The 25,477-nt window shown below is 33.4% G+C and carries 19 protein-coding genes, 2 tRNA genes and 1 pseudogene; 13 read left to right on the top strand and 9 right to left on the bottom strand.

Annotation, left to right across the window (positions count from 1 at the left end):
- Positions 1-70: 70 nt before the first annotated feature.
- Positions 71-565: a hypothetical protein gene (locus GJU43_RS19005; protein WP_154342938.1), complete on the top strand. Its 495-nt coding sequence runs from the start codon at positions 71-73 to the stop codon at positions 563-565.
- A gap of 232 nt (positions 566-797) precedes the next feature.
- On the opposite strand, the gene GJU43_RS19000 is transcribed toward GJU43_RS19005, so the two are convergent.
- The 4 genes and pseudogenes from GJU43_RS19000 to GJU43_RS18985 form a co-directional block, all read right to left on the bottom strand.
- Positions 798-870: transfer RNA gene (locus GJU43_RS19000), tRNA-Met, on the bottom strand.
- 148 nt (positions 871-1,018) lie between these two features.
- Positions 1,019-1,543 (bottom strand): annotated as a pseudogene (locus tag GJU43_RS18995) (DUF4269 domain-containing protein).
- A gap of 6 nt (positions 1,544-1,549) precedes the next feature.
- Positions 1,550-3,076 carry a glycosyltransferase family 39 protein gene (locus GJU43_RS18990; RefSeq protein WP_154342936.1) on the bottom strand — a complete coding sequence of 509 codons (1,527 nt, stop codon included), beginning with the start codon at positions 3,074-3,076 and terminating at the stop codon, positions 1,550-1,552.
- An 87-nt stretch (positions 3,077-3,163) separates the two neighbouring features.
- On the bottom strand, positions 3,164-3,892 hold the full coding sequence (locus GJU43_RS18985) for a hypothetical protein (RefSeq protein WP_154342934.1): 729 nt from the start codon (positions 3,890-3,892) through the stop codon (positions 3,164-3,166).
- A 402-nt stretch (positions 3,893-4,294) separates the two neighbouring features.
- Here GJU43_RS18985 and GJU43_RS18980 point away from each other — a divergent pair, with 402 nt between their 5' ends.
- Complete coding sequence (locus GJU43_RS18980) at positions 4,295-5,761, top strand: glycoside hydrolase family 130 protein (protein WP_154342932.1); 1,467 nt, start codon at positions 4,295-4,297, stop codon at positions 5,759-5,761.
- A gap of 20 nt (positions 5,762-5,781) precedes the next feature.
- Here GJU43_RS18980 and GJU43_RS18975 read toward each other — a convergent pair whose 3' ends face one another.
- A complete protein-coding gene (locus GJU43_RS18975) occupies positions 5,782-5,994 on the bottom strand; it encodes a helix-turn-helix domain-containing protein (protein ID WP_127340878.1) in 213 nt (70 codons plus the stop codon).
- A 104-nt stretch (positions 5,995-6,098) separates the two neighbouring features.
- On the opposite strand from GJU43_RS18975, the gene GJU43_RS18970 reads away from it, so the two are divergent.
- Positions 6,099-6,437, top strand: coding sequence for a hypothetical protein (locus tag GJU43_RS18970; protein ID WP_229655086.1), 339 nt, complete (start codon positions 6,099-6,101; stop codon positions 6,435-6,437).
- A 117-nt stretch (positions 6,438-6,554) separates the two neighbouring features.
- On the opposite strand, the gene GJU43_RS18965 is transcribed toward GJU43_RS18970, so the two are convergent.
- Complete coding sequence (locus tag GJU43_RS18965; RefSeq protein WP_154342930.1) at positions 6,555-7,649, bottom strand: exopolyphosphatase; 1,095 nt, start codon at positions 7,647-7,649, stop codon at positions 6,555-6,557.
- Positions 7,650-8,266: 617 nt separating this feature from the next.
- Here GJU43_RS18965 and GJU43_RS18960 point away from each other — a divergent pair.
- Positions 8,267-8,989: a hypothetical protein gene (locus GJU43_RS18960; protein ID WP_154342928.1), complete on the top strand. Its 723-nt coding sequence runs from the start codon at positions 8,267-8,269 to the stop codon at positions 8,987-8,989.
- A gap of 107 nt (positions 8,990-9,096) precedes the next feature.
- Here the strand turns inward: GJU43_RS18960 and GJU43_RS18955 are convergent.
- Positions 9,097-9,168: transfer RNA gene (locus tag GJU43_RS18955), tRNA-Glu, on the bottom strand.
- 387 nt (positions 9,169-9,555) lie between these two features.
- On the opposite strand from GJU43_RS18955, the gene GJU43_RS18950 reads away from it, so the two are divergent.
- The 4 genes from GJU43_RS18950 to GJU43_RS18935 all read left to right on the top strand — a co-directional run bounded on the left by GJU43_RS18950 (position 9,556) and on the right by GJU43_RS18935 (position 12,617).
- On the top strand, positions 9,556-10,080 hold the full coding sequence (locus GJU43_RS18950) for a hypothetical protein (protein ID WP_154342926.1): 525 nt from the start codon (positions 9,556-9,558) through the stop codon (positions 10,078-10,080).
- A gap of 352 nt (positions 10,081-10,432) precedes the next feature.
- Positions 10,433-10,915, top strand: a complete 483-nt coding sequence (locus GJU43_RS18945; RefSeq protein ID WP_229655085.1) for a hypothetical protein — start codon at positions 10,433-10,435, stop codon at positions 10,913-10,915.
- A gap of 67 nt (positions 10,916-10,982) precedes the next feature.
- Complete coding sequence (locus GJU43_RS18940; protein ID WP_154342924.1) at positions 10,983-11,426, top strand: hypothetical protein; 444 nt, start codon at positions 10,983-10,985, stop codon at positions 11,424-11,426.
- Between the two features lie 513 nt (positions 11,427-11,939).
- Positions 11,940-12,617, top strand: coding sequence for a hypothetical protein (locus GJU43_RS18935; RefSeq protein WP_154342922.1), 678 nt, complete (start codon positions 11,940-11,942; stop codon positions 12,615-12,617).
- Positions 12,618-12,793: 176 nt separating this feature from the next.
- On the opposite strand, the gene GJU43_RS18930 is transcribed toward GJU43_RS18935, so the two are convergent.
- Positions 12,794-17,641 (bottom strand): RecQ family ATP-dependent DNA helicase, encoded by a 4,848-nt coding sequence (locus tag GJU43_RS18930; RefSeq protein ID WP_154342920.1) that lies wholly within the window; start codon positions 17,639-17,641, stop codon positions 12,794-12,796.
- A 468-nt stretch (positions 17,642-18,109) separates the two neighbouring features.
- On the opposite strand from GJU43_RS18930, the gene GJU43_RS18925 reads away from it, so the two are divergent.
- Together GJU43_RS18925 and GJU43_RS18920 are read left to right on the top strand one after the other, a co-directional pair.
- Positions 18,110-18,844, top strand: coding sequence for a hypothetical protein (locus GJU43_RS18925; RefSeq protein ID WP_154342918.1), 735 nt, complete (start codon positions 18,110-18,112; stop codon positions 18,842-18,844).
- A gap of 350 nt (positions 18,845-19,194) precedes the next feature.
- Positions 19,195-21,207, top strand: coding sequence for a M13 family metallopeptidase (locus GJU43_RS18920; protein ID WP_154342916.1), 2,013 nt, complete (start codon positions 19,195-19,197; stop codon positions 21,205-21,207).
- Between the two features lie 546 nt (positions 21,208-21,753).
- Here the strand turns inward: GJU43_RS18920 and GJU43_RS18915 are convergent.
- Complete coding sequence (locus tag GJU43_RS18915) at positions 21,754-22,209, bottom strand: hypothetical protein (RefSeq protein WP_154342914.1); 456 nt, start codon at positions 22,207-22,209, stop codon at positions 21,754-21,756.
- A gap of 369 nt (positions 22,210-22,578) precedes the next feature.
- On the opposite strand from GJU43_RS18915, the gene GJU43_RS18910 reads away from it, so the two are divergent.
- The 3 genes from GJU43_RS18910 to GJU43_RS18900 all read left to right on the top strand — a co-directional run bounded on the left by GJU43_RS18910 (position 22,579) and on the right by GJU43_RS18900 (position 25,003).
- Positions 22,579-23,250, top strand: a complete 672-nt coding sequence (locus tag GJU43_RS18910; RefSeq protein WP_154342912.1) for a hypothetical protein — start codon at positions 22,579-22,581, stop codon at positions 23,248-23,250.
- A 161-nt stretch (positions 23,251-23,411) separates the two neighbouring features.
- Positions 23,412-24,038, top strand: a complete 627-nt coding sequence (locus GJU43_RS18905; RefSeq protein ID WP_154342910.1) for a TauD/TfdA family dioxygenase — start codon at positions 23,412-23,414, stop codon at positions 24,036-24,038.
- Positions 24,035-25,003, top strand: a complete 969-nt coding sequence (locus tag GJU43_RS18900) for a hypothetical protein (RefSeq protein ID WP_154342908.1) — start codon at positions 24,035-24,037, stop codon at positions 25,001-25,003. Before GJU43_RS18905 ends, GJU43_RS18900 begins: the two co-directional genes overlap by 4 nt.
- Positions 25,004-25,477: the final 474 nt, after the last annotated feature.

The raw sequence follows: 25,477 nt of genomic DNA, 5'->3' as shown, positions 1-25,477 counted from the left end.
GGGCTAAATTTAGTCTAAAACCCGATTTAGTAGCAGAACGTTGTAGGTGATAACTAAAAGAACGACGCAAATGAATATATTTCCGATACAATATTACGAAATAGAATTATTAAATGATAGTTCGAAAGCACTATCAGAATTGGAAAAAAATACAATGATTACAGATTCTCTTACTTCAGAATGGACTAAAAAAGCGTTTATTGGACAAGTAAGTGAAAACGGATTTAAAATAATCTCATCAGAATCTGGACGTGGAGCATTTTGTGTTTTAAGCGGAAAATTAGAATCAAAAAAAGGATCTGTAGAAATTAGAATCAATAAAGCTTTCCGTGTAATGTTATCAATCGTATTTTTATTTCCAATCGTTGGATTTATAGTATCATTTTTTATACATGAAACAGAAGTTTCAATTTCACTTATTATTCCGACATTAATGTCTGTTGTTGTTTTTAGATTTATATTAACTGAAATAGCATTTAGAATTATTTCTAGAAACGGTTTGAAAAAACTAACTGAAATAATCGGAATTACGAAACTAAAAATAAGCAAAGCACAAAATACATAGTACCTGCTGGCGAGCGTCCCGCTTGTGAACGCAAAGTACTTCAAAGTATTCCAAAACGAAAAAAGCCCTGCTCTCCGAAGTGTTGCTTATGAAAAGCTACGCAAATGTCTCTGACTTTGCGTATTTTTTTATTTTCTAATGAAAATTAAATCTGATAAAAGTCTCTCGACTTTTTACGTTTTCGTTTAAAACAAAAAAAAGCTTCAGATTTCTCTGAAGCTTTTTGTCTTAGTAGCGGGAACAGGACTCGAACCTGTGACCTTCGGGTTATGAGCCCGACGAGCTGCCTACTGCTCTATCCCGCGATGTTTCGGGTGCAAAGATACGCAGTAAATACAGTTTTGCAAAGGAATTACTGATTTTTTTTATTTAGCGCATTAAAAATAGTAAGTTGTTAGTATGTAGTGGTTTATAGTGTGGATTCTGCTAGAGGTTAATTATAAACGACACTTTTTAAAATTTATATTCCAGTAATTCCGCATAAGGATCGTCTTTTAGCCCCAGCAAAATGCCAAAAGCGGGTTCGGTTTTGTAGCCCTTTTACTTGAGTTGGATAATTTCAAGTCGGAATTTTTCACCTTTTAATTGTAAAATTTTGTATTCGATGATCATATGGCGGTATCCGTTCTGATTTTTGACCGGAATATTTTGTCCGAAGATTTCAATTTCAAAAGCTGCTTTTTTGAAGTTTGCTATAACCGATTCCTGGCTATTAATGTTGGTTTCCCGAATCGTAAAATCAGGCTCATTTCCAAAAACCGCGGTTAGCTTTTCGATAAAATGGGTTTTGTCCTTCCAATAACAAATGATATCGAGGTCACTGTTTTCGATAGCAATGTTTATCGGAATCGTACCGACTAAAACCGGGTCAAATTCAGCAAGCTGAGACAAAATCTTATTTTGGGTTAAGACTTCGTAAGCACGGATTTGTTTTGGATTTCCGGTTTTTAAATATTCGATAGTAGTGAAATCAATCATTTGGGTTTACTTGCTATAATCTTTTTCGTCCTTGATTTCCTGTTCCAGTCTTTTGTTGATGTTGACTTTAGCGGCTGTAAAAACGAAAATAGTCGTTTTGTACTCGCGGGCGTAAGGATTGGTTATTTCACCTGCAATTCGGGAAGTTTTAAAATAGGGACCGGTTTCTTTAAACTCATTGTTCCCTTCTTCGTATTCCTTGATCCTGATGAGGTTTTTGTATGTTATGCTAAGATCAAACCAATTGACATAATCGGCATTAAAAGAAACGGCTTTGATTCCTTTTGTAGTGTAATAATTAATCGCTCCGGCTTGTCCGTAATTGTCGCAAAGCACAATCGTTTTGTCCTGATCGGGTAAAGCCGAATAAGCCGAGTCGGTTTTGCGGGCCAGTTCTTTCCAGCCCAGCATATCGGCGAAATCCTGCGGCAGGGCATGATCTTTTCCGTCTTCCCAGCGTAACATGCCCAGTTCTTTATATTTTTCCGGATGCTGTACAATATATTCCGGGCTCTTATTCGGAAAAGCCAAATGGTAGATTGGAATAAAAAACAAGATCGGAATCAGTATAAAAACAGGCTGCAGATAGCGTTTCCAGCCTGATTTTAAAATATCAGAAAGGAAAACAGCTCCGAAAGCAATATAAACAGGATATAAACCAATGGCATAATAGGCTTTGGCTTTGAAATATAAAAAGACTAGTAATGTAAAAAGGATAGTGGCAAAGAAGAACTTATATTTCGAGAAAGGTTTATAAAATAACAGCGCATACAAAGCCGCCAAAATAACCGGAACAGCACCGATAAAAAACAACAGCTGTTCTCTTAGGAATCCTATGCGGTCCACATTAACGAGTTGTGTTTCTGCTAATTCTTTCATGTGATGCACAATCGGAAACTGATTGTTGTATTGCCATAAAAGGTTCGGAAGAATCAATAGAAGTCCAAAAAATAAGGCGAAATATACCTTTTTTTGGGCCAGAATTTTTCTTTGCGGAGAAAGCAGAAGGGCAGGCACTAGGCCAATAAGCAGGAACAAAATGTTGTACTTGTTCAGGAAACCAAAAGCGAACACAACAGCGCCGATATAAAACCATTTTTTATCTTCGGTTTTGATGTAGAGAATGACTACGTAATAAAAGGCGGTCCAGCACAGTACATCCATTGAATTGGGCTGATACAGCATATTGATCCGAAGCAGCGATGACAACAAAATGCAGGTTGCCCCCAGAATTAAAGCGTATAAATTTCCTTTTAAAGTTTCGATGGTTTTCCAGACGATGATCAGTGTCAGAACACCAAACAGTGCAGGGAAGAACTTTACCCAGAAAACAGAATTCCCAAGTAAAAATATGAGATAGGAAATCCAGGAGGTTACCGGCGGAACCGACAAATAGCCCCAGGCAAGGTGATGTGCCTGATCGAGATGCAGGTATTCATCACGCTGTAAATCGTATTCTGGACTTAGCAGAACATATTGCAAAACAAATTTCAGGATAATAAACCCAATTAAAAGTATTGTTTTTCTGGTCATGGAAGTTTGGTTTCTCAGGTTGGTTATTTTGCTTTTTCAGGATAAATATTGTCTGGCACTAAATTAAGATATCTGGTTTATATATAGCTAGTATACTTTTTCTAATATCATTTTTCGGGTACCCATATCAATTTCCTGTTTCAAAAACTGATTGGTTTCCGAATCAATATAATAGGTGTTTATGACTTTGTTTTGGGAAATCCCGTCTGTCACTGTAACAATCCAAACCGATTTATTGTCGTAGATTCCTTTTTTAGTATTGGTTATATTGGCTTTGAGAATTCCGGCTTTCGTTATCGGATTATAATCAAAAATAGTGATTTCTGTTTTATAATTTTCCTTTAGCGGAAACCAGCGGATTAATTGCGGATAAATGTTACTGTCAAAAAAGTCACCATCTGTTTTTTCATTGATGTCTGTTTTTTTGTCCCCGGTTTTATCCAGGTAATAACCAGTCGTTTGTTTTCCAAAATTAAGAGTGATGTCTCTTTGTGTGTTAACAGAAGTGTGTTTTACAGGTTTTAGTTTAGGAAGTTCCGCAATAGTTTCATCAACCCAATCGGGTTTGTCTTTCATTTTTACGGTAGTGGTGACTTTTAGGGTATTTTTTGTTTTGGCGACTTTAGTAAATACTTTTCCGATTTCCATTTTTACGGTATCACGAAGGGCAAACCAATTCATTTGATACTCTTCATTTTTAATTTTGGACTCCACTATTTCATTGTGTTTAGGAGATTGTATTTTTTCCTGTGCCTTCAGAGTCAGGCATATTAAAGAGAAAGCAGCAATGAGAAGCAACGACTTTTTAGATTTCATAAGAGATAGTTTTGGTTCATAAAAGTTAGTATATAGAAATTCATAAAAGTTACAGTTTACTAATTTTTGAAATCAATTTCCTTCTTTCTAAATTTTCACAGGGAACTTTATGGTTTTGTATTCTTTTTTATTTCGGAATCTTGAAATTGCAGTAATTAGGAGTCATTGCCAAAAAGCAAATTTTCCATTTATAGTGTTTAGAGGTATTAATTGGAAATGTTTTTTTTAAATATTATTTGTCACGTTAGCCAAAACACAAAGAGAAATAAAACATCAAAAAGAATTTTTAATAAAAAATTAAGCTTTTTCTTTAACAAAATTGTTAACTTGTTGTAGCAATAGAGATGAAGTCCTAGTTTTAAATAATTGCAATCATCTATTTTTAAAAATAAAAAACAAATTATGCGAGTATCAGTAATACGAAAAAATATAAAATTTACACCAGATTCCAGAAGAGTAGTTGCCCGATATTTTATGAATGGTAACGAACGGACCAAGCAAATGGTGATTCGTATCATGCTGCTCGATGAAAAACAAGTGTTGCAAACGTTAGAACAGACGCTTCGTGAGTTTGCCAGACGCCACCGAAATATTTCAGCCGTTTTTTTTAAACATTGCGAAAAAATCAGACCTGTAATCGAGGACATGCAAATTGATTATGACGGCATCTCCCTCAATCGGAAAATGCTAATTGGTTCTTTTTGTACCATGGAATACGCCATCGAATCGGCGGCTATTTTTAATCCCTCGATTGTAGAAGATTTCGATCAGACTGGTTTGGCAGCAGGCGAAAAAAGGGTAGTCATTTCTTTTCGGGCTACAGGAGAAGGTCATATTTCGTCTATTGTTTTCAGAAGAGGAATTCTGGATAAGGATAACAATCTGACGATAATGAAAATTGGGAATCAGATCGACAAAGCCGAAGTCGAACACAAGACCTTATTCAACAAAGAACGATTTTTAACCAAATTGTCTGAAATGCATACGGAGGACAAATACATCGTTCAGATTATGCAGGATCTGCCGGATGAATTTGAGTTTGCGATCCTCAAAAATAGTCTGAATACCTCCCTAAGTGATCCTTTGATTCGGGAGGAAAGAAAAACAGCACTTCAGGAAATACTCTGGCTGGCCAATTCATTTTATGATTTACAGTTTACGCACGATTCAGATATTACCGAACGTGTTATATTTCCGATATCCGAATCCGAAAGCCGTGGTATTGAAGATGCGCGTTTTGTACGCTTTGTCGACGATGACGATTCGGTTCGTATTATGGCCACCTACACCGCTTATAACGGACACACCATACTTCCTAAACTGATTTCCACTGAAGATTTTTACAGTTTCAGGGTAATGCCCCTGCATGGTGCGGGTGCCCAGAATAAAAATCTGGCTCTTTTTCCAAGAAAAATAAAAGGTAAATACGCCATGCTTGCCCGAATTGATGGTGTAAACAATTACATTATGTATTCGGAAAGGGCTACACAATGGAATGATCCTATTCTTCTTCAGGAGCCCCGTTTTTCATGGGAGCTGACGCAAATAGGAAATTGCGGCTCACCACTCTGGACACCCGAAGGCTGGCTCGTTATTACACACGGTGTTGGTACCATGCGACGTTATTGTATAGGGGCTTCTCTATTTGATCTTGATGATCCGTCTAAAGAAATAGGAAGACTTTCAGAACCTTTGCTTTCGCCTTTAGAAGACGAGCGCGAAGGATATGTGCCTAATGTAGTCTATTCCTGCGGAGCTATTATTCACAACAACAGCCTTATATTACCGTACGCCGTATCCGATTATTCGTCTACTTACGCAACGGTTGATATGGTGGAATTACTCGAGGCGTTGAAGAACAGCAAATAAGAAAGTTGATTGTTCAGACTTTAAAACTTAAATAATTCGATATAATCGATTTCCAAAGCATTGCACACTTTTTCAAGAGTTGAAAGTGTTGCATTGGCATTTCCGTTTTCAAGTCTGGACATATTACTCTTTTCAAAATTACATTTTGAGGCCAAATCCTGTTGTGAAATATTCTTCTTCGTTCTTATTTCCTGAATTCGCTTCCCGACTTTTTGTTGTATAGTTTGTTCCAATTTGAATTATCTTTTATGATAATCCAAATTTTGTTATATATTTGCTTAAATAGGTTATCTTTTATGATAACTAAGAAGATGTACTAGAAAAAAATAAATATATAATGATGGAAACAAAGGAAATTAAAAAATTAGAGAATCTTAAAGAATTGATTGCTTCGTATTTAAACACTTCAAAGTCGATTAATGATAAATCCTGTACCTATAAGGCTCAAATTAAAATGTTGAATTATCATGAGCTTGGCTTTGCTATTACCAATATGTTAAAAATGTGTGTTTTGGCACTGAATCAGGAGGTACATACAACTCCGGAAACAGATCCAAATCAGTTTATTGATGTCGTAATTATTTTAGAAATGGTATTGGAGATGTTTCCTTTGGATGAATTTGAGATGTTAAGTGAAATTAATAAAATGCTTATTGAAGATTTTCAGGATGTTTGATGATCGCAGCAATTTTTTGAGTTTGATTAGCGTGATAAAAACAAGTGGTCATAAACGAAAAAAAGCTTCAGAGGAATCTGAAGCTTTTTGCTTTTAAAAAGGATAAAGAAAGTATCTTTAAAACTTAGTATTTACTTTTTTAGAACGGTCTGCAATGTAAGAGATCAACCAGATGGTTTGCCCTTCCTTTACAAAGTATATTTTCTTTGTATCTAAATTTGGAATGCTTTCCAGACAGCTCAAAAGTATGTTATTGGCTGAAATAAGATATTGCTGGTCATAAGTACTTAAAACTCTGGCCGCTTCCTTATTGGTTTTGGCCAGGTTCGTAAATTTGACAAAATTATTCTTCAGTATAGCATCGTAATTAATAACGTCCTCGAGGTTTAAAGAAACATAATGTTCTTTAACGTTTTCATTATAATACAGTGTTGCAAACGCCCATACCGCTCCACCGGACAAATACATTTTTTCTTTTTTTAATAAAAGAGGATTGGCATCCAGCATCACTTTTATCTTCTTACGAAGTACCGGGTTAAAATCAAAAGATTTTTCCTGATAGGTTGCCATATCATTCGCCTGATTTGGATTGGCAACTGTTTTTTTCACAGCATCGGTAAGGGTCATCGTACCGAAATCAAGCTCCAAAGGTATAAACTCCAATTTGTCATCCTCAAGTTCATCAATGTAACCGCCTTTAGTAGTTTGGGCACCAATATCAAGAAGGAAAGCATTAGCATAATCAACTGGTGGAATAGCACCCTTAACGAGTGTTTTAGGCTCTTCGTTAACATTAAGAACATCTACGTCTTTGTTGGTAAGGGTCGTGATTTTATTTTTTAGCGCATCAATATTGCGGGCAGCAGAAAAAACAGGAGCAGCAACTATAAAGATATTGGCTTCCGGAACTTTAAATTCTGTTCTAATTTTGTTAATCTGCTCCACAATTATTGCAGTAATTTTGTTAACATCATCTTCAGGAAATTCGCCCTGAGCCGTTACGTGGTCGGCAAGACTAATTCTTTCATTCGAGAAGTAGAGAATTTTATAATCCGCTTTTCTGATGTTACTCACATCCAGAACTGAAGTTTTTATGGCTCTTCGCCCGATTTCAATTCCGGCATACAGATTTTTTTGAGAAAAGGAATGGATGGAAAAAAATAAACTTAAAAGAATAAAAAGCAGAAGTTGGGGTTTGTTGTTCTTAAACATTGGATTTAATTATGATTATAATATAATTTGTTTTTAATAAAGATTTTGAGCTAATGTTGTGAAAGGCATAATTTTGAATTAAAAATAATGGCTTTCGCTACGAGATTGCAAATTTATAAAAACATTTACGAAGATAACCGCAGTTAATGTAAAATATAATATTTAATTATTCGAGTAGTTTTTTCGGAATAAAATATGCAGGAATTAGCTCACTTTCTTTTGCTGTCAAGAATTAGTTCTTCCTTTTTTATTGTGTGAAAATGAAAATAAAAATCAAGTTTCACACACTTTCTGTGTGAAAGTGAAAATAAAAATTAAATTTCACACGCTTTTTGTGTGAAAACGAAAATAAGTATTGAGTTTCACACATTTTTATTTTTTATTGTTAAGTGTTAGTAAATCAGGTGTTTGTACTTGTTTTGGTGGTTTGTGAAATATTTATCTTTATACTGTTTCATCCTCCCTGCTTATAATTTTACGATTTTTCTATATACTGAAATATATTTTTTATTTGCCTATACTACCTTGCCGGGCTTTTTCCGGCAGTAAGAATTGATTGACTGGCCAAACAGGTCAGACGAATAGCTATCGAAAATAAAAACTTAAATTTTAAGAACATGAAAAAAAATATCTTTTTAGCCTTATTCACCCTGATATCGCTAAACCTGACATTGGCACAATCCGGGGCAATTGACACCACCCATACCTTTCAGACAAAAAAGCTGGCCCTCAATCTGGATGGTGCAAGACATGCTTACCATCCCAATAATGAAGGCTTATTATACAATTTAAACGGGGGCATCACCAAGGAGGAAGCCGTTCAGAATAAATTTAAAAAGAGCAGGGGCTATGGAATAGCCAAAAAACGCATTGGACAAACCAATATGTACCAGGGTTACATTCAGCCTGACGGATACTATGTGTCTCAAACGACCCCTTACAACAGGAACCAGCCCGACAGCAGCTATACAAAATATGCAGATGCAGAGACCATACCGTATATCACCTTAAGCCCGGCCTGGAAAGCAAGGGGTATAAAAAATTGTGATATGGCATTTGTTATTAATCTGGATAATGGCAAAGAGAGTGCCGCTATCTTTGCTGATTACAGGGGTAATGATAAAAAAATGGAAATTTCGCTTGCACTGGCTCAGGCACTTGAAATCCCAGTTGCCACAAGGCAAAGCAGTTCTTATGATACTACAAAAACAGTTACCCGTTATGTTGGTATAGAAAGCAGAAGGCTAAAAGTGTATTACTTTATTCACAGCGGGGACGGGGATGGTAAAACCGCGGAAGAAATTAAAGAAAAAGGGAGAAAATTAATGGGAAGACCATAACCTGTAAAACACTGCTGATGGTTTTAGTATATCGCTCGTGAACCCAAAGTTGTTTCAAAGTAGTCCAAAACAAAAAAGCTTCAGATTTCTCTGAAGCTTTGTCTTAGTAGCCCGTAGCGGAATCGAACCGCTCTTACATGGATGAAAACCATGCGTCCTAACCGATAGACGAACGGGCCTGTTTTTCTAATGCGGGTGCAAAAATGCAACTATTTTTAAAATACACAAAAAAAACTTTTACTTTTTTTTAGTGATTCTGAAAATATCGTTGTCCTTAGCTTTTCTAAGCGTCCTTATGGAAAGCTGGCGAATGTCTCCTGACTTCCCACCAATAAATAGAATCTACAAGGAGGAGTCTGAAAAAATTAGTAACAATCAAAATAGAATATTGGAGAGGGTACGAAGTCAGGAGATTTCAACGCGGATAAAAAATCATGACAAACAAATCGTTTAAATTCTTGATTGTACTTAAATTGGCATTTTGAAGATGATGTTTTTGAATATCTTTCCATATTTTTACAATTTTGTGTAAACCTAATTTTAAGACAAGATAAACAAGCATAATTATGAAAAAACAAATACTTTTTTTTACACTTTTAATATCCTTTCTCTTTTTTAGTTGTGGTTCATCCAGCGATTATACAAATAAACCTTTGGATAAAGTTTTTTATGGAGACAAAACAATTTATTTCAAGATAAACCCAAGAAGTCAAAAGTTAATAACTTTTAGCGGGATGGTAGGCACAATTGGGGGAGGAATAATTCAACCCAATGTAGAAGAAGCTTTTCGTTTATCAATTAATGAACTGGCTTCTGAAACAACTTTAAAATTAAAATTTATTAAAAATTCCGGTGAAATAGAGGATGAAAAAGCATTACTAATTGACATTAATATTTCAGAAATACAATGGCATTTTGGTTTTTCTGTTGCTACACTAAAAACCGGAGTAATTTACAAAAATGTCAATAACGATAGTGAAATAAAAACAACTGGAATTCGTAAAAGCGGAGGAGGTAATGAAATGAATAATTTAAAAAAATCATTAAAAGATGCAACTTACAACTTTTTGAAAGAACTCGAAAAGAAATAAGAAAGCGATCGCGCAACTACTACTACAACGGATTTTGACAATCGGCTTAATGGGAAGTTTGTTTTATATTTTGGATAATTGTACTAATAGAAAGAGCTTAATTTAGTTCCAAACTCGCTATAGTGCCAGAGGGTTAGCGGTCATTGTAAACTAACTAGATACAAACAACACGTTACTTAGTCGAAAAATGGAAAGTTTAATAATGAAGCAAATGATTAAGAAATATTCGGTTTTGATATGTTTGGTCCTTTCTGTGATTTTCATAGTAATCGCGACCTTATTTTATCCGGGTGGTTCATTGCTTGACAAAAATTCGATAGGGTTTCAGTGGTCAAAAAATTTCCTAAGCAATTTGTTTGCAGCAAAAGCTATAAATGGTTCAGAAAACCCCGGCAGAATTTGGGCAATTATCGGAATGGCATTCCATTCGGTTGGTTATGGAATTTTTTTCATCAATATGTCAAAAAAACTAGCTGCGGGATCGTGGGCTACGATTTTAAAATTTATAGGGGTGACTAACATACTATTTATTTTCTTAATTGCAACACCCTTGCATGATCTGGGAACAATATCAATCGTTTTAACCTTGGTTGGTTTATTTACCATTACTGTATTTGTCCTAAAATCAAAACTTCATTTGCTTAAATTTTGCTGTATTATTTGCTTATTGACATTCTACGGTTTCTTTTTCCTGTTTGGGTTTGGTTATTTGGGTTTGGCAGTCATAATGCAGAAAGTATATAATGCAAGCGCGATACTATTAGTTTTAGGACTAGAGTATTTTACGAAATATGAAGACTTTATACAAATTAAATCGGGAGGACAAAAAATATAAGCAATGAACCCTTTGTAGTTCCAGAACGTTGTCAGAAATAAATTTGAAACCGCTTAAATAAAACTAAATGAGTTTAATAACAAAATTGAAATATTTCACTATTTATATAATTCTAAATAGCACAGGGTTTTATTTAGCTTTTCAAAATTGGTGGTTAAGAGAATCTGCAAGTCCTGTTCCTATATTTTTTATATTATTTTGTTTTGGACTATGTTGGCTGGGAATTATATTTATAGGAATTATGATTAGTCAGTTAATTTTTCTCAAGCATAAAAATAATTTTGTTTCACCTTTTTCTTTGGCAACGACAGATGATTATGTGGACAATTTTGGAGATGATGCGAAAAAAATTAAAAAAAGCATCTGGATTATAAATTTCGGTCTCTTCTTTCTGTCGATTTTTACTTTCATTTTCATAATGAATTTCATAAAAAAATATCAACTTGAAAAGTATGGGGTAATAGAAAGTGCCAGAATTGTTCGTATAACCCTTGATGTGAAAAAAAAATGAATACTCGAGCATAGAATACAACAATGGTAAAAGCAACTCAACTCTTCTTACAAAAAAAATGTTTGACAAAAATAAATCAATCAATGAGGGTGATTCAATCAAAATCATCTATTCTTCAGAAAATCCAAAGATTGTTGAATTATATAGTGAATATCAAATAGGGAAATAAAATACTTCCTGACATCGCTTTTGCTCAACTAGTGCGCTCATCTCGCTTGTGAAGACAATTAATTTTTGACAAAGAAAAAAAAAGCCTCAGATTTCTATGAAGTATTGTGTTAGTAACCAGAAATAAATTCTTATCTCAATTAAAAAAAGGTTCTAAATTGTAGTAATAATATTTCTTATACTCGTCTTCAATAGCTATTAATCCTAAGTTTATTATATTTGAGCCCTATAAAAAAAGTGGATGGCATTTCTTTTAGGTTTCTCCGGAAGATACTCATTTTTAGAAACCAGAAGGTTCACAAATAATTACTAATAAACTTCAATTCAATATTAATTCAATAAAAAATGAAAATAAAAAAAATCTTTCTTTTTGTAAGTGTCGTTGCGCTTTTTAATTTTGGCTATTCGCAAAATTTTGAAAAGAAAAAAATGGGTTTAATTTTTAATCTAAATGGGCCGTACAGAATAACGAGACAAGCAATGTCTAATACGATTGAAAGATCAAACGTAGACAAAAAGGATATGTTTTATAGTGCTTATAAGTTTTTAGAGACAGGAAAAGGAAACCCAACGGAAAGAATAATTACCGCATATTTAAAAAATTTAGCTTCATTTAATGTTGAAATTATTCAAATAAAAGATACAATCAGTCAGGCAAATTCCCCAATGTTCGTTTGGACAAAACCAGAATATGTAAGCGACGATTTAAAAAAAACAAAAACGAAATACAATTTGGACTATTTGTTTATTGTTGATGGCCAATTCGGAATAGAATTTGAAAAAGCAGGAGTTTTTAATGGAGATAAAAGAACAAATATATTTTTAAATAATGCTTTTATCAATTTAGAAACAAATGAGGTCGTTTCAAGTTTTAATGTTGGGAATATTAGCAATATTAAAAAGAAAAATATACTTAGTCCTCCAAATTTTCCAAATATTGAAGAAAGTATGAATAACCTTTTGAATGACAAAGTGTTACCCGAAATTGAACGTAAAATTAAACGTAAAATAATTATACCTTAGAAAAATAAAAATATAGCTCTGCGAAGTTTGTATCTAAAGTAAAGACGAATGTCGAACTGTTTAAAAAAAATATTGTACATTTCGGGATATCATAGCTCTTAATTTGGCTCGGCTAATAAGTAAAATTATGTTTGTTATTTGGAATAATGAGCATTATTAATCAATAACGATATAGTTCACTTATGCCTAATAATTTCAAAATAAAGCTCAGGTAGGATTATTTTGATATCTTGTGAAGCTCCTTCCTTAAGCCAGTATAAAATGAAATTCACATTTACACTTTTTAATTCATAGTGTTTTAACTTCATTTCCTCAATTTTCTTAATGAGTAGCTTTGAGAATTTCAACACGGATTGGCCACTTGAATTTAAGCATTCATCTCCATTAGCGTGTAATACATCTCCGCATGTGAGTTGAGAAATTAAAGTTTGTTTGTTAATAAAATAATCCAGCCAGATATCTTTCAACGTTGTATGTACTACAATTTTATCCGGTGCCAGATAATGCTCAAAATCGTCTAGTCGTACAAGATTTTCCGCTATCAAATGATTGAGGAAGTTTTCATTTAGATGGATATTTAAATTGCGTTTAGCCCTAGTCATTGCTACGTATAATTGTCGCTTAGCTTCATCTGTAGCCGAATTAAAGTTCTCAAGCAAAAGGAATAAATTATCAAACTCTTTTCCCTTGGCTTTATGGATTGTTGATACAAAAATTGTTTCGCCATTTTCACTATAGAAATCCTCCAGTTTGGATTCCCGGATTAAAACTTCTAAATCAGATTTGTACTTCTTGTAAGGATTAGTGGTTTCAAAATCCTTGATAATGTTCAGGCAAATCTCTAATTTATTGCTATTATAAAAGGTATTTGTTAACTCGTGCTTAGCATTCTCCCAAACCTCATCACTGATTGTATAAATATCAGTTCCTAAATCTACTTTATTTAGTAAAAACCGAACTTCAACAAGATCATACAAACTAAAACCATCGTTAGATTGTATTAGTTTTGCTTTTATGTTATTCTTTAAAAGAAGCCCTGTAACTTTTATGGCTTCCTCGTTAGTTTTTGTGAGTACACAAGTGGTTCCGGAAAGGTCTGTATTTTCTATGTCAGTTACAATAGGAGTAATAAGATTATTGCTTTGATAGTTAATAACTTTGATTTTTCCGTTGTCGGTTTGATTTGCTACGATAGGTGTTTCTTTTAGACGGTGTTGAATTTGCTGGACAAATTGATTCGAAAATGCAACCAGATTACTTTTACTACGGTAATTTTCAACTAACTCATGTTTTATAGCGTTATTATCATATATAAATTGTTCAAGATATTTTGAACTCGCTCCCCTAAATTCATAAATGTTTTGGTCGTCATCTCCTACAGCAATAACCCTCATTTCTTCGTTTTGTTCCATTAATGCATTTATAAGGGCGAACTCATCCGCATTCATATCCTGGGCCTCATCAATAACTAAAACAGTCTTAGTGATTTTATTAGCCTCAACATCACCGCTCTTAATCCTTTCAATAGTAGTATTTAAAATATCCGTCGATTTTTCTAAAGTGCCTACTTTACCCAAAAGATCAAAACAATAAGAATGAAATGTCTTGATCTCAATAAAGTTTGCAGCGTTACCGATTAGCTTTAGTAAACGCTTTTTAAATTCGGTAGCCGCAGCCCTTGAAAATGTCAACATTAGCAACTGCTCATGTTTAACATCTTCCATTAAAAGGAGTGAAGCCAGTTTATGGACTAACACTTTTGTTTTTCCACTACCAGGGCCAGCAGCAACAACTATATGTCGTGTTTCATTATCATTAATAATCTTCAATTGTGTAGGGGACAGTTCTCCAAACAGTTGCCTGAATTTTGCCGGTGTAATATTCCGCTTAATCTCATTTTGTCTACTACCTTTAAAATACTTATTTAAAAAAGAACTATAATTCAGCTGAAAATAATCTTCCACAAACTGAAGCGCGTTTCTGTAATCGGTAATCATTCTTTGGGCATATTCGCCCACGATATGAATTTGCTGGACTTTACTTTCGTAAAACTGGTTTAGCTTTTCATAGTCATCTTTAGTATAACGCTTTTTATTATCTTGTTCGGTTCGCTCAATGGTTAAGCGATTATAAACTACAAGAAAACCACCTTCTATCTTTATGGCTTCAATTCGCGAAAGGTAAAACAAGGTGTCTTCAATATCATCAATGCTTATTTCTTTTTTGAAAAGGTTGAGGCTCTTGTCATAAGCTTCCTTTAATTCGTGAACTGAAAACTCTACCAGAATCTCATCTTTATCTACCTGATCTCTTATAGCATCCTTGACTGTCTTATCATAAAAAAAATCAACGATAAACTTTGCAAGTTCATGGCGTTTTTCAAGCTTATCTCTTAATTGCTCTTTACTTTGAAGGCAGAGTACAGCAATATGGTTTTTAGAATGTTCTAAATTTTTCCTTTTAATCCAGTTCTTAATACACCAAAAGTTGATTATCGTTTTCAGTTTGATAGTGTTTACGTTCTCAAATCCACTTTTTTCAGCCTGTTCATTTAATTCTTTCAGATGAAAAATTCTTTCTTCTTCTTTAAAAACAGGAAGTAAAAAGTTTTCAATTTTGCTGTATATATCTACAATGCTAAGAGAGCGGTTTTTATTGTCTGCTTTCTTTATAAATGCAGTCAAGTCCTTCTCATCTGCCAGGATATTTTCCTCACGCAGCAGGTTAATTACATTAATAACTTCTTCTTTTACTATACCCAAATGATCACTAATGTAGTCTACCCTTGATTCGGCAGTTTCATTGCTGGTTTGCTTTCTGCTTTTACTTGAAAATAGTTTCTTTATAATACGCACACCGTGCTCTTTTTGTTTTTCATTAAATTTTTCTGAAGTATTTATTTTATCAATGGCTTCCTGAGCATTTTTAGATAAAATGCTATTAGCAAACACCCTGGGCATATTTTGTCCGCGTTTCAGATAACCAGCATCTTCCAAAGCTGCTATTGCAGTAGTTACACGCGTTTCTATTTCTACAACATTATCGTCCCAACCCGCTTTGCGTGCAATTTCCAACGCTGAATTAGATACTTTCGATCGGAATCGTGTAATATCTTTAATCGCTTTCCACACCTGCTGGATTTCTCTTATGGAAAGTTTGGTCTGGTTTAGGAGGATAAAATGCTTACTAAGATCTTCTTCATTAAAAAGCACAAAACAATCGGCCCAGATATTTTCATCTCTGCCTGCGCGTCCTGCTTCCTGTACATAGTTTTCGAGTGAATCTGATATTTCATAATGAATGACCAAGCCCACGTCTTTTTTGTCTACTCCCATACCAAATGCAGAAGTGGCTACTATAATTTGTGTTTCCCCATTTAAAAAGGTATCCTGATTATCGGTCTTCTCCTGTTTATCCATTTTGCCATGGTATGGTTTTGCATTAAACCCATCTTTTGCTAGCCTTTCAGCAAGGAGATAAGCTTTTCGTGTTCGGGAAACATAGATAATTGTGGGGCAGCTTTTCTCTTCAATTAAATCCCGTGCGGTCAAATACTTTTCTTCCTCATTTTGCTTTTCAAAAACCTTATACTGGAGATTAGTCCTTGATGCTTTCGAAGTGAATACCTCAAGATCCAGCGATAACTTTTCACGAAAATAATCCCGTATATCCTCAATTACCTTTTGTTTGGCCGTTGCAGTAAAGCAAGACACGGGTATACTATCTCCAAGGTTTTTCTTTTCCTGAATTAATTTTATAAAATCTCCGATATATAAATAGTCAACCCTAAAATCTTGTCCCCATGATGAAAAACAGTGTGCTTCATCAATTACAAAACGTGCAACTTTCCGGCCTAAAATTAATTTTTCGATAGTCTTTGAGCGCAGAGATTCAGGTGAAATATATAGAATAGAAGCAGAGCCATCTGCAATCCTTTCAATAGATTTTGCCCTTTCGATAGGGTTTAATAGTCCGTTAATTGTAACAGCTTCAGTTATCCCATTCTTTTCGAGGTTATCAACCTGGTCTTTCATTAACGACTGGAGGGGAGAAATTACAATGGTCAATCCTTTTGAGTTTTCGGCGCTCATTAGCGCAGGGACCTGAAATGTAATCGATTTTCCGCCACCCGTAGGAAAAACGGCAAGTACCGACTTGTTGTTGATAGCAGCCCTAACGGCTTTTTCTTGAAGCGGTTCGCCACCATAAGTTCGGTATGAATCGAAACCAAAGAAATTTTTTAATCCTTTGTGTATATCAAGGGCATTATTGCAATAAGTACAACCTGTTATACAAGGTTTACTCCTTAACAATACCATTATACGTTCCACTTCCGGGTAGTTTTTAAGAACCCATGCAGGTGTAATGGAGTGAACACTCTTGTTAGTTATAAATGAATTAACCAATGACAGGCAATAGGCCAGTTCAATTGGATATTCAGCTATTATTTTGGTTAAATCTGACTCTTGGCAAATTTCGTCGCGAAACTTTAATCTAATCTGTGCATCCGTTTCAGTATTTAAGCCTCTGTAATTTACAAACTGAAAAAAAGCTCCAAACTCTTTTGTAGGACTTAGAAGCAGGCAGAAGATTTCTTTAAGTGTTTCATCCATTTGCCAGAAAGCGGCAACTTCGCTATTAAATAAATCTCGCGCTTTTATAGAATCGTTTAAAGGGTTGTTTGTGTCTTCGGTCTGAAGCTTATCATCTTTTAATAAAGTGTGATAAGGCTTAGTTGGAAATAGTAACGGAGACAGATATAGAGTATCAATTATGTTTGAAGGATTAATTCCAGCATCATTAATTGTTTTTCCTATATATTTAAGATCATGATTTAAAATGTTATGTCCGCAGACATATTCGCTTCCTCTCAGAAATTGGGTAAAATCCATTAAAGATGACCTGTGAAAATGATTGCCGTCTTGCTTAATTGCACCTAGATCAAGAATTTTACCTGTTGTTGGCTCAATTTCGGTGTCAATGAATGTAATTAAGCGAATATTATTTTGTTCATCTATTAGCATTACTCAGCAAGATTAAGGTCTGGTCTTTAAATACACAAGTGTTTAACTACTAGTAGGATAGTAAGCTAATTTAGCGTTTAATTTCTAAATTTAAAAGGCATTTGTTAAATCAAGACGTTTGATGATTATTATGTTTCCTTTTAGTAGCGGTAACAGCACTCAAACCTTTGTTCGCCTTGGCGGATAAGAGCGCGACAGATGTGAATTTTTAAACAAAAAAACTCCAGATTTTTCTGAAGGTTTTACTTAGTATCGGGAAGCTGTCAAATATCTATCACATTATCCTGGATTATTACTATATTTTAGAATACACATCTTAATTTTTTATTTTCTTTTTGTTTGCATAGCAATTCATATAAATGCCAAAAAATCACTAAGATTTAAAGGCCTTTTGATAATTTGTAGTGAAAAAATATATATTTTTGAAAAAAATAATGTGCGAAATTTATCACAAACATCTACCCGAATTTGGATGATTTTGTCGCACCCATAAGTAAGTTAGCTGTAATTTTAGAAAAAATGGTCGATAAGAAAGATATTGAAAAATTAATTGTTCAAAATAAAAAAAGCAATCTTATAAATCATTTTAAAGATTCGCAATCGTATAATACTACAAAATACAGTGGAGAAATTAGAAATAAGGAAATATTAATTTGGAGATCTGCATACTTTATTAGAGGTGTCTACCCAATATTTCATTTAACTTTTGATCAAAATAATAAATTGAAAGAAATCAAAATGGAAAAAAATCCATTTAATATTTTTTTAGACAGAGTAACTATTGTGGTATTAATTATATTAGTAATAACAGTATTTATTTCAACTAACTTGATAACTACAATTTTCGCGATTCTTGCAATTACTGTAATTGGATTTTTAATGCGATTACTTCTTGCAAAATCTAAAATATTTGAAAGTAAAATTTTGATTGAAGAGTTAAAAACAACAATAAATAATTTAGATGCATTAAATAATTCCAAACAGAAAAAAGACCAAAATTTAGAAAATGAAAAAGTTAATGAATGGTCTTTTTCAAAAATAATGTCAAGAATCCTAATTTATCCATTTTGTTTAATTCTTATTTGGTTGGCAATTACATTTATGATACCAGAAGGGAAAATTATAGAAGGAATATTTGCAATAACTGTAGCTTTGGCATATCCAATTTCTGACTTACTTATAATAAATAAAAAAAAACTATAGCTAAAAGATACTACAACGGATTTGAGCAATTCGCTTAATGTAAAGCTGGTTTTGTATTTAGGATGATTTGCTCCGCCTATTCGCTATTGCTCTGCTGGCAAGTCCGAATAGCGTGATTTATTTAGTCTTAAAGCTACCCTGGTCTCAGAACGTTATGATGGATTACTATAGTAACGATAAATAACTGCTTATAATTCTGCCTTTTTTGAGTAGTAATTCTAACAAGAACTTTAGAATTAAAAACTGAATTCGTATATTGTTCTGCTAAAATCAACTATGCCTGGCATGTACATTTTAAGATATCTGCTTTCAAACGTTTTTAGTTCATTTTAATAGAAATCATTTAGATTATGAAAAATTCATTAATACTCTTCATTGCATTCTTAGCTTTTACAGCATGCTCAAAACATCAGGAAAAAAAATCTATTGCTATCACAGGAATAGATTCCACATTGCGACCTGGTAATGATTTTTTTAAATATGTAAATGGTAAATGGTATGATTCTGTAGCAATACCTGCGTCTCAGGCCGGAGTTGGCGCCTATATGTTTATGAATTACCCGCAACGAATGCGTCTGCAAGGAATATTGGACAGTATTTCGCAAAGCAAGAATCCCACAGGAAGCATAGCACAAAAGGTCGGAGACTTTTATGCATCTGGTATGGATACCGTAACCATAGATAAACGTGGTTATACACCTATCAAACCCCTACTTGCCAAAATTGAAGCAATTAGTGATTTACCGTCCTTAATGAATTTTGTAGTAAAAGAAGTAAAAGCGGGGAATTCTTCTATTATAGCTTTTGGAGTGTCACCCGATGAAAAAAACAGCAGTATGAACATTGCTCAAATCTATCAAACAGGTATTGGTTTGCCTGACAGGGACTATTATTTCAAATCAGATTCATCAACTGTTGCAATACAGGAAGCATACAAAAAATACCTTGCTACATTATTTCAACAAACAGGCAGCAATGCCATAGAGGCTAAAAAGAATGCTAATTTGGTGTACGATATTGACAAACAACTTGCCGTTTCGCATAAAACAAAAGTTGAACTTCGCGATGTACAGGCAAATTATAATAAAATGGCGGTGACAGATCTTGCAAAAAGGCATCCCAACATAGACTGGACTACTTTTTTAAATAATTTAGGTGCTCAAACCGATTTTATTAATGTAGGTCAGCCTGCTTATTATGATGCTCTTAATAAGCTTTTAAAAACCATCCCGATTCCTAATTGGAAAATTTACCTGAAAGCAAATTCTATAGAAAGATATGCAGATGATTTAAGTAAACCTTTTGTAGACGCCTCATTTGAGTATACCAAAGTGCTTTCCGGTCAGGCTGTTCAAAAATCACGTGGCGAAAAAATGGCAAATGTAGTTGACAATTACTTAGGCGAAGCGCTGGGTCAATTGTATGTAAAGAAATATTTTTCTGAAGATGCCAAAAAACGGATGTTGATCCTCGTGAATAATTTGCAAAAAGCCTATGCCAAAAGAATTGATAAATTGGAATGGATGAGTCCTGTTACAAAACAAAAAGCGAAAGAAAAATTGGCAGCCATGACTAAGAAAATAGGATATCCGGACAAATGGAAAGACTATAGTAGTGTACATATAGCCAGGGATACCTATTTTGAGAATATGGTTTCGGCCGCTGCAGCTGCCTATCAATTTCAATTGGGAAAATTAGGCAAGCCAGTTGATAAATTAGAATGGTATACTACCGTTCCAACCGTTACGGCCTATAATAACCCTACTGCAAATGAAATTGTTTTTCCGGCAGGTATTTTACAACCTCCGTATTTTGATAATGATGCAGATGATGCACTTAACTATGGAGGTATCGGGATGGTTATAGGTCACGAAATAACCCATACCTTTGACGATCAGGGTGCTCAATATGACAAGGATGGTAACTTAAAAAACTGGTGGACAAAAGAAGATTATGCAAAGTTTAAGTCAAGAATACAACAGGTGATCAATATGTACAGCACCTATACCGTTTTAGACGATCTACATGTTAATGGCGCAATGACAGTGGGCGAAAATACAGCAGATATTGCCGGAATAGCAGTTGCCTATGATGCTTTTAAAATGACCGAAGAAGGGCAGGGGAATACAAAAATTGACGGTTTTACTCCGGACCAGCGTTTCTTTATTTCTATAGCCAAAATATGGAGAGTAAAAATGAAAGACGAGTTCCTGCGTTTGTGGATTAACAATAATCCGCATTCTCCACCAAATTGGCGTGTTAATGGTCCTCTAATGAATACGACACCTTTTTACGAAGCATTTAAGGTACAACCTGGAGATAAAATGTTTTTAACGAAGAAAGACAGAATAACAATTTGGTAATAACCTTCGCTCTCCGAAGAGTTCTCATGAAAAGCTGCGCAAATTTCTCTGTGATCTTTGCGCTTTTTTTGATGTTCCTATGAACACTAAACCTGATTAAAGTCTCGGACTTTTTACGTTTTACTTTAAAGCAAAAAAAAAACTCCAGATTTCTCTGAAGCTTTTTGTCTTAGTAGTTCGCCGCGGCGAAGACTCGAACCTGTGTCCGCCGCGGCGGATATGACCTGCAAAGCAGTAATCTAAAAAAAAAAAACACCATCTTTTTCAAGTGGTGTTTTCTTTTTAGTAGCCCTAACGGGACAATTCTCGAACCATTTTGTGGATGATTTAAATAAAATAAATATCAAGCAATATTAAATTTTACGGTTCAAATCCCATAAAGATTAATATAAATATAGACCCTGATGATACAGAATTCGAAACTTTTGTTCGAAGATTTAAAAATTCCAAATGCGATTTAAAACTTTTGATTTAAAAATAAAGGAGATCGATCAATGAATGCGGTTTATTATGATTTAAAAACAAATCATTAAATCGGAACAATTATCAATATTCATCCTTTAAAAGATAACTTTCGATTACCATTTCAAAAATATTATCTTCAATAACAACTTGTTTGAATATTTCTACTTGAATCTCTGCGTCGAGTTCGTCTTCATTCATTGATTGTGCGTCGGCAATATAAAAATTCCATGAAATCAAATCAATTTTGTCTTGATGCTCAAATAATAATTTCGCAAGTTCCAACTCTGACTCCGATATTTTTACCAGAGTACCCCACTTATCAAAGCCTGCTATATTGGCGATTATATGTTGTGCGTTCATGAGGGTAAAATTTTCCTCGTCGATTTCAAAGTCATGCACAATTGCGTCAATTGCGAAATATTTAGGGAAGTATACAAAAGCAAAACGATTAAGATCCTTGTCAAAATCAAGAACTTTTGTCTTGAAATCTCTGTGTAGATTTTTTGCTTGAAGTTTGAAGTAGTCAATAGTATTCATAATATAATCCTTTAGTTCAAAGATTATTATCCTGAGATATTGCGTTCGTAAACTTTAGTCGGATAATAAGCTCTGAAGGTTATATTATCTAGCTATTGGTTGATGAAATCTTCGCACGAACGAGCAGGCGTACCAAAACACCTGTCACAAATATAAAAAAAAATCATTTAAACTATTCGCTTTTATTCTAAATGTTTTGACTTGTTTAAAAAAAAGAACTGGGGTACAGCAACGGATTTGGGCAATTGTCTTAATGGAAAGTTGGTTTTGTATTTGGGATGATTTGGTAAATTCAAAGAATGGGCTTAATTTAGTCCCAAACCCGCTGTAGTCCCAAGGGGGTAGCTGTAATACAAAAAAAACTAAAAGATGAAAAATGCTTTACCAAAAATATGCTATTGGTGTGGAATGAAATTAACAGATGAAACTAATAATAGAGAACATGTTCCTCCAAATGGTTTTTTTCCAAAAGGTTACCGTGAAAAATTGATAACTGTTCCTTCATGTCAAGAACATAATAATAAATTTTCATTATTAGATGAAAGATTTCAAATTTATATAAAAGGACTAGGAACAAATCTAGTAGCTATCGATGATTTTAAAGATCGTGTAGTTCGTGGTTTAAATAGAGAACAAAATAAATTTTTAGTAGCCAGTTTAAGTGAAAAAAGTTTTTATGTCGATATTGATGGAGAACAAAGACTTGTGATGGAAATTGACCATGGACATTCCCAAACATTTATTGAAAAAATAATTAGAGGTATATATTTCTATCATAAAGAAATACCCGCTGAGGGAATTGTTCAAAGTTTTTCTCCACTCTTCCAAAGTCCAAACATAAATACTGAAGAATTAGCAGATTTTTTACTTGACGATTTAAGTCCCGAATTCATGATTGAAGGTGATTATAGTAATCCAGATGTTTTCAAATATCGATATCAAGAAGTTCATAATGTTTTTGTTTTGGTAATGAATTTCTACAAAGGAGCAGAATTTATTGGTTGGATTTTACCTAATAATTATACAAGTGTAAATGCTTGATACTAAAGTGCTACAGCAAACACATGCTACAAGCAATTTGGGTTTTAGGCTTAATTTGAAGTTGGTTTGTGTCAGAAAGATTTGGTAAATCCAAAAAGTTAGGCTAATTTAATCCCAAACTGCTTGTAGCGTTGGTAGTAATTTTACCGAAAATCATAAAAATGATTGAAGAAATCGAAAAAAAAGGTTGGTTTTTTGGAATTGGAAATTTATCCAATGATGAATTTTTATCTATATTACAAGCAAACACAAATGATACTTTTTCGATAAAAACCAATACTTTAACACCAAACAAATCCAGTAATTCAAGAATAACATTGTCTAAAATTTATGGATTAAATGCATTTCCATTTCATAACGATGGTGTTCAAAATAAAATACCTCCCAGATTTATTGTATTGAAATTGAAATCAAGTGAAATAGAAGTAGCAAAGACTTTTTTACTTGATGGGTTTAAATTAGCTTTGAATAATCCAAATATTTTTTATCATTCTATTTTTAATATTAATGGCAATGGTTTTAAAGAACTAACTCCTTTGATAAATGAAAGGATAATTGGAAAAAAAATATTACGTTATAATCCAGTAATAATGGATTCAATTCTGAAAAAGAAAAAAGTTGAATTGGAACAACTCATAAGAAATTCAAGTAAAATTGAAATTAATTGGAAGCCTAAATCTTTTTTAATAATCGATAATTGGAGAATATTACATTCTAGAGATTCAATAACAGACCAAAACAAAGAAAGAATAATCGAAAGAATTGAATTTTATTTAAATAAATTATGAGTAAAGCATTTAGTCACAACGAATTGTTTACAAAAGCACAACTTTACATAGAGCGAGCTCATAATGAAGAAAGAGACGGTGATCTATATCCGTTTTGGTTATCATTATCGCTTGAATTTATTATAAGAAGTACATTAGCTAGAATACATCCAGCGTTATTAGCTGATACTCCCAATTCTAATGATTTCAAGAGTTTATTATATGCTTTTGGATTTGAAGTGACAAATCAACCAAAATCTATACAAATTACTACAGCAATTAATCGATTAGGTGAAATTATAAATGATTTTACTCAAAATGAGCAAAAACAAGCTGCATTAATAATCAATGAAAGAAATACTGAACTTCATAGTGGATTAAAAGGATTTCAAGAGTTTCCAGTAAAAATGTGGATTAGTGATTTTTATCGTATTAACAATATTCTACTAAATTATCAAGGTTTAAACTTAACAGATTTATTTGGTGAACAAGAGGCGAAAGCAGCTTCAATAATGATTCAAGAAGATGATGCCAAAACAAAGAAAATAGTAATTGACAGAATTAGAGCATACAAAGAGGTTTATAGTGAATTGAGCGCGGAGGAAGTTATAAAAAGAAAAGAAATCTCTGAAAAAGAATTGAGAAAATTTTTAAAACATACTCTTAAACCAAATTGTCCTTGCTGTGAAAATGAAGCATTATTAACAGGCGAACAAGTGTCAGTTTCAAGTGCGAAAATAATCGATGGAGAACTTAAAGAAGAAGTTAGATATTTACCAGCAAAATTAGCTTGTTTTTCCTGTGGTTTGAAAATTGATGGCTATCAACAATTAAAAGTAGTCGGTTTAAGCGATGTTTTTACAAAGTATGAATATCCTGATCCAGTTGAATATTTGGGAATAGAAGCTGAAGATTATGTTGATATTGACGAATTAGTTGAAAGAAGAATGAGTGAATATTATGATGGTGGTTATAACGATGAATAAAAAAACTTCTGCCAACATACTACAACGGATTTAGGTAATTGAATAATGGAAAGTTGGATTTGTATTTGGAAAGATTTGGCAAATCCAAATAATGGGATTAATTTAGTCACAAACCCTCTGGTAGTACCAGAACGCAAATTATAACAAAGCAAAATTACGGTACTACACTAGTGCTGCTTATCGATCAAACATAAATTAAAACACTCTTCAGTTAATCACGGAAAGATTGGTAGTAATTAAGTAACGCGTAATACTAAAATTTCAAACACCACATTATTAAAGAATTGTATCAATCGTTAAAAGTATTAATAAATCAATTATCATTAAAGGAAATAGATTTGAAGGTGCTGAAATGTGCACTTGTAGGGAAGGATATACTCTGGAAAAGAATTCTAAAAAGGTAGTATCTCACTAACTGTGTAAGTTAAAAAATGATGGGGTTATAAAACCAGCATCATTTTTTTTTAACTTTAA

This window comes from Flavobacterium sp. LC2016-23 (assembly GCF_009674775.1).
GTDB lineage: Bacteria > Bacteroidota > Bacteroidia > Flavobacteriales > Flavobacteriaceae > Flavobacterium.
This window is presented reverse-complemented; position numbering and strand designations above follow the sequence as displayed.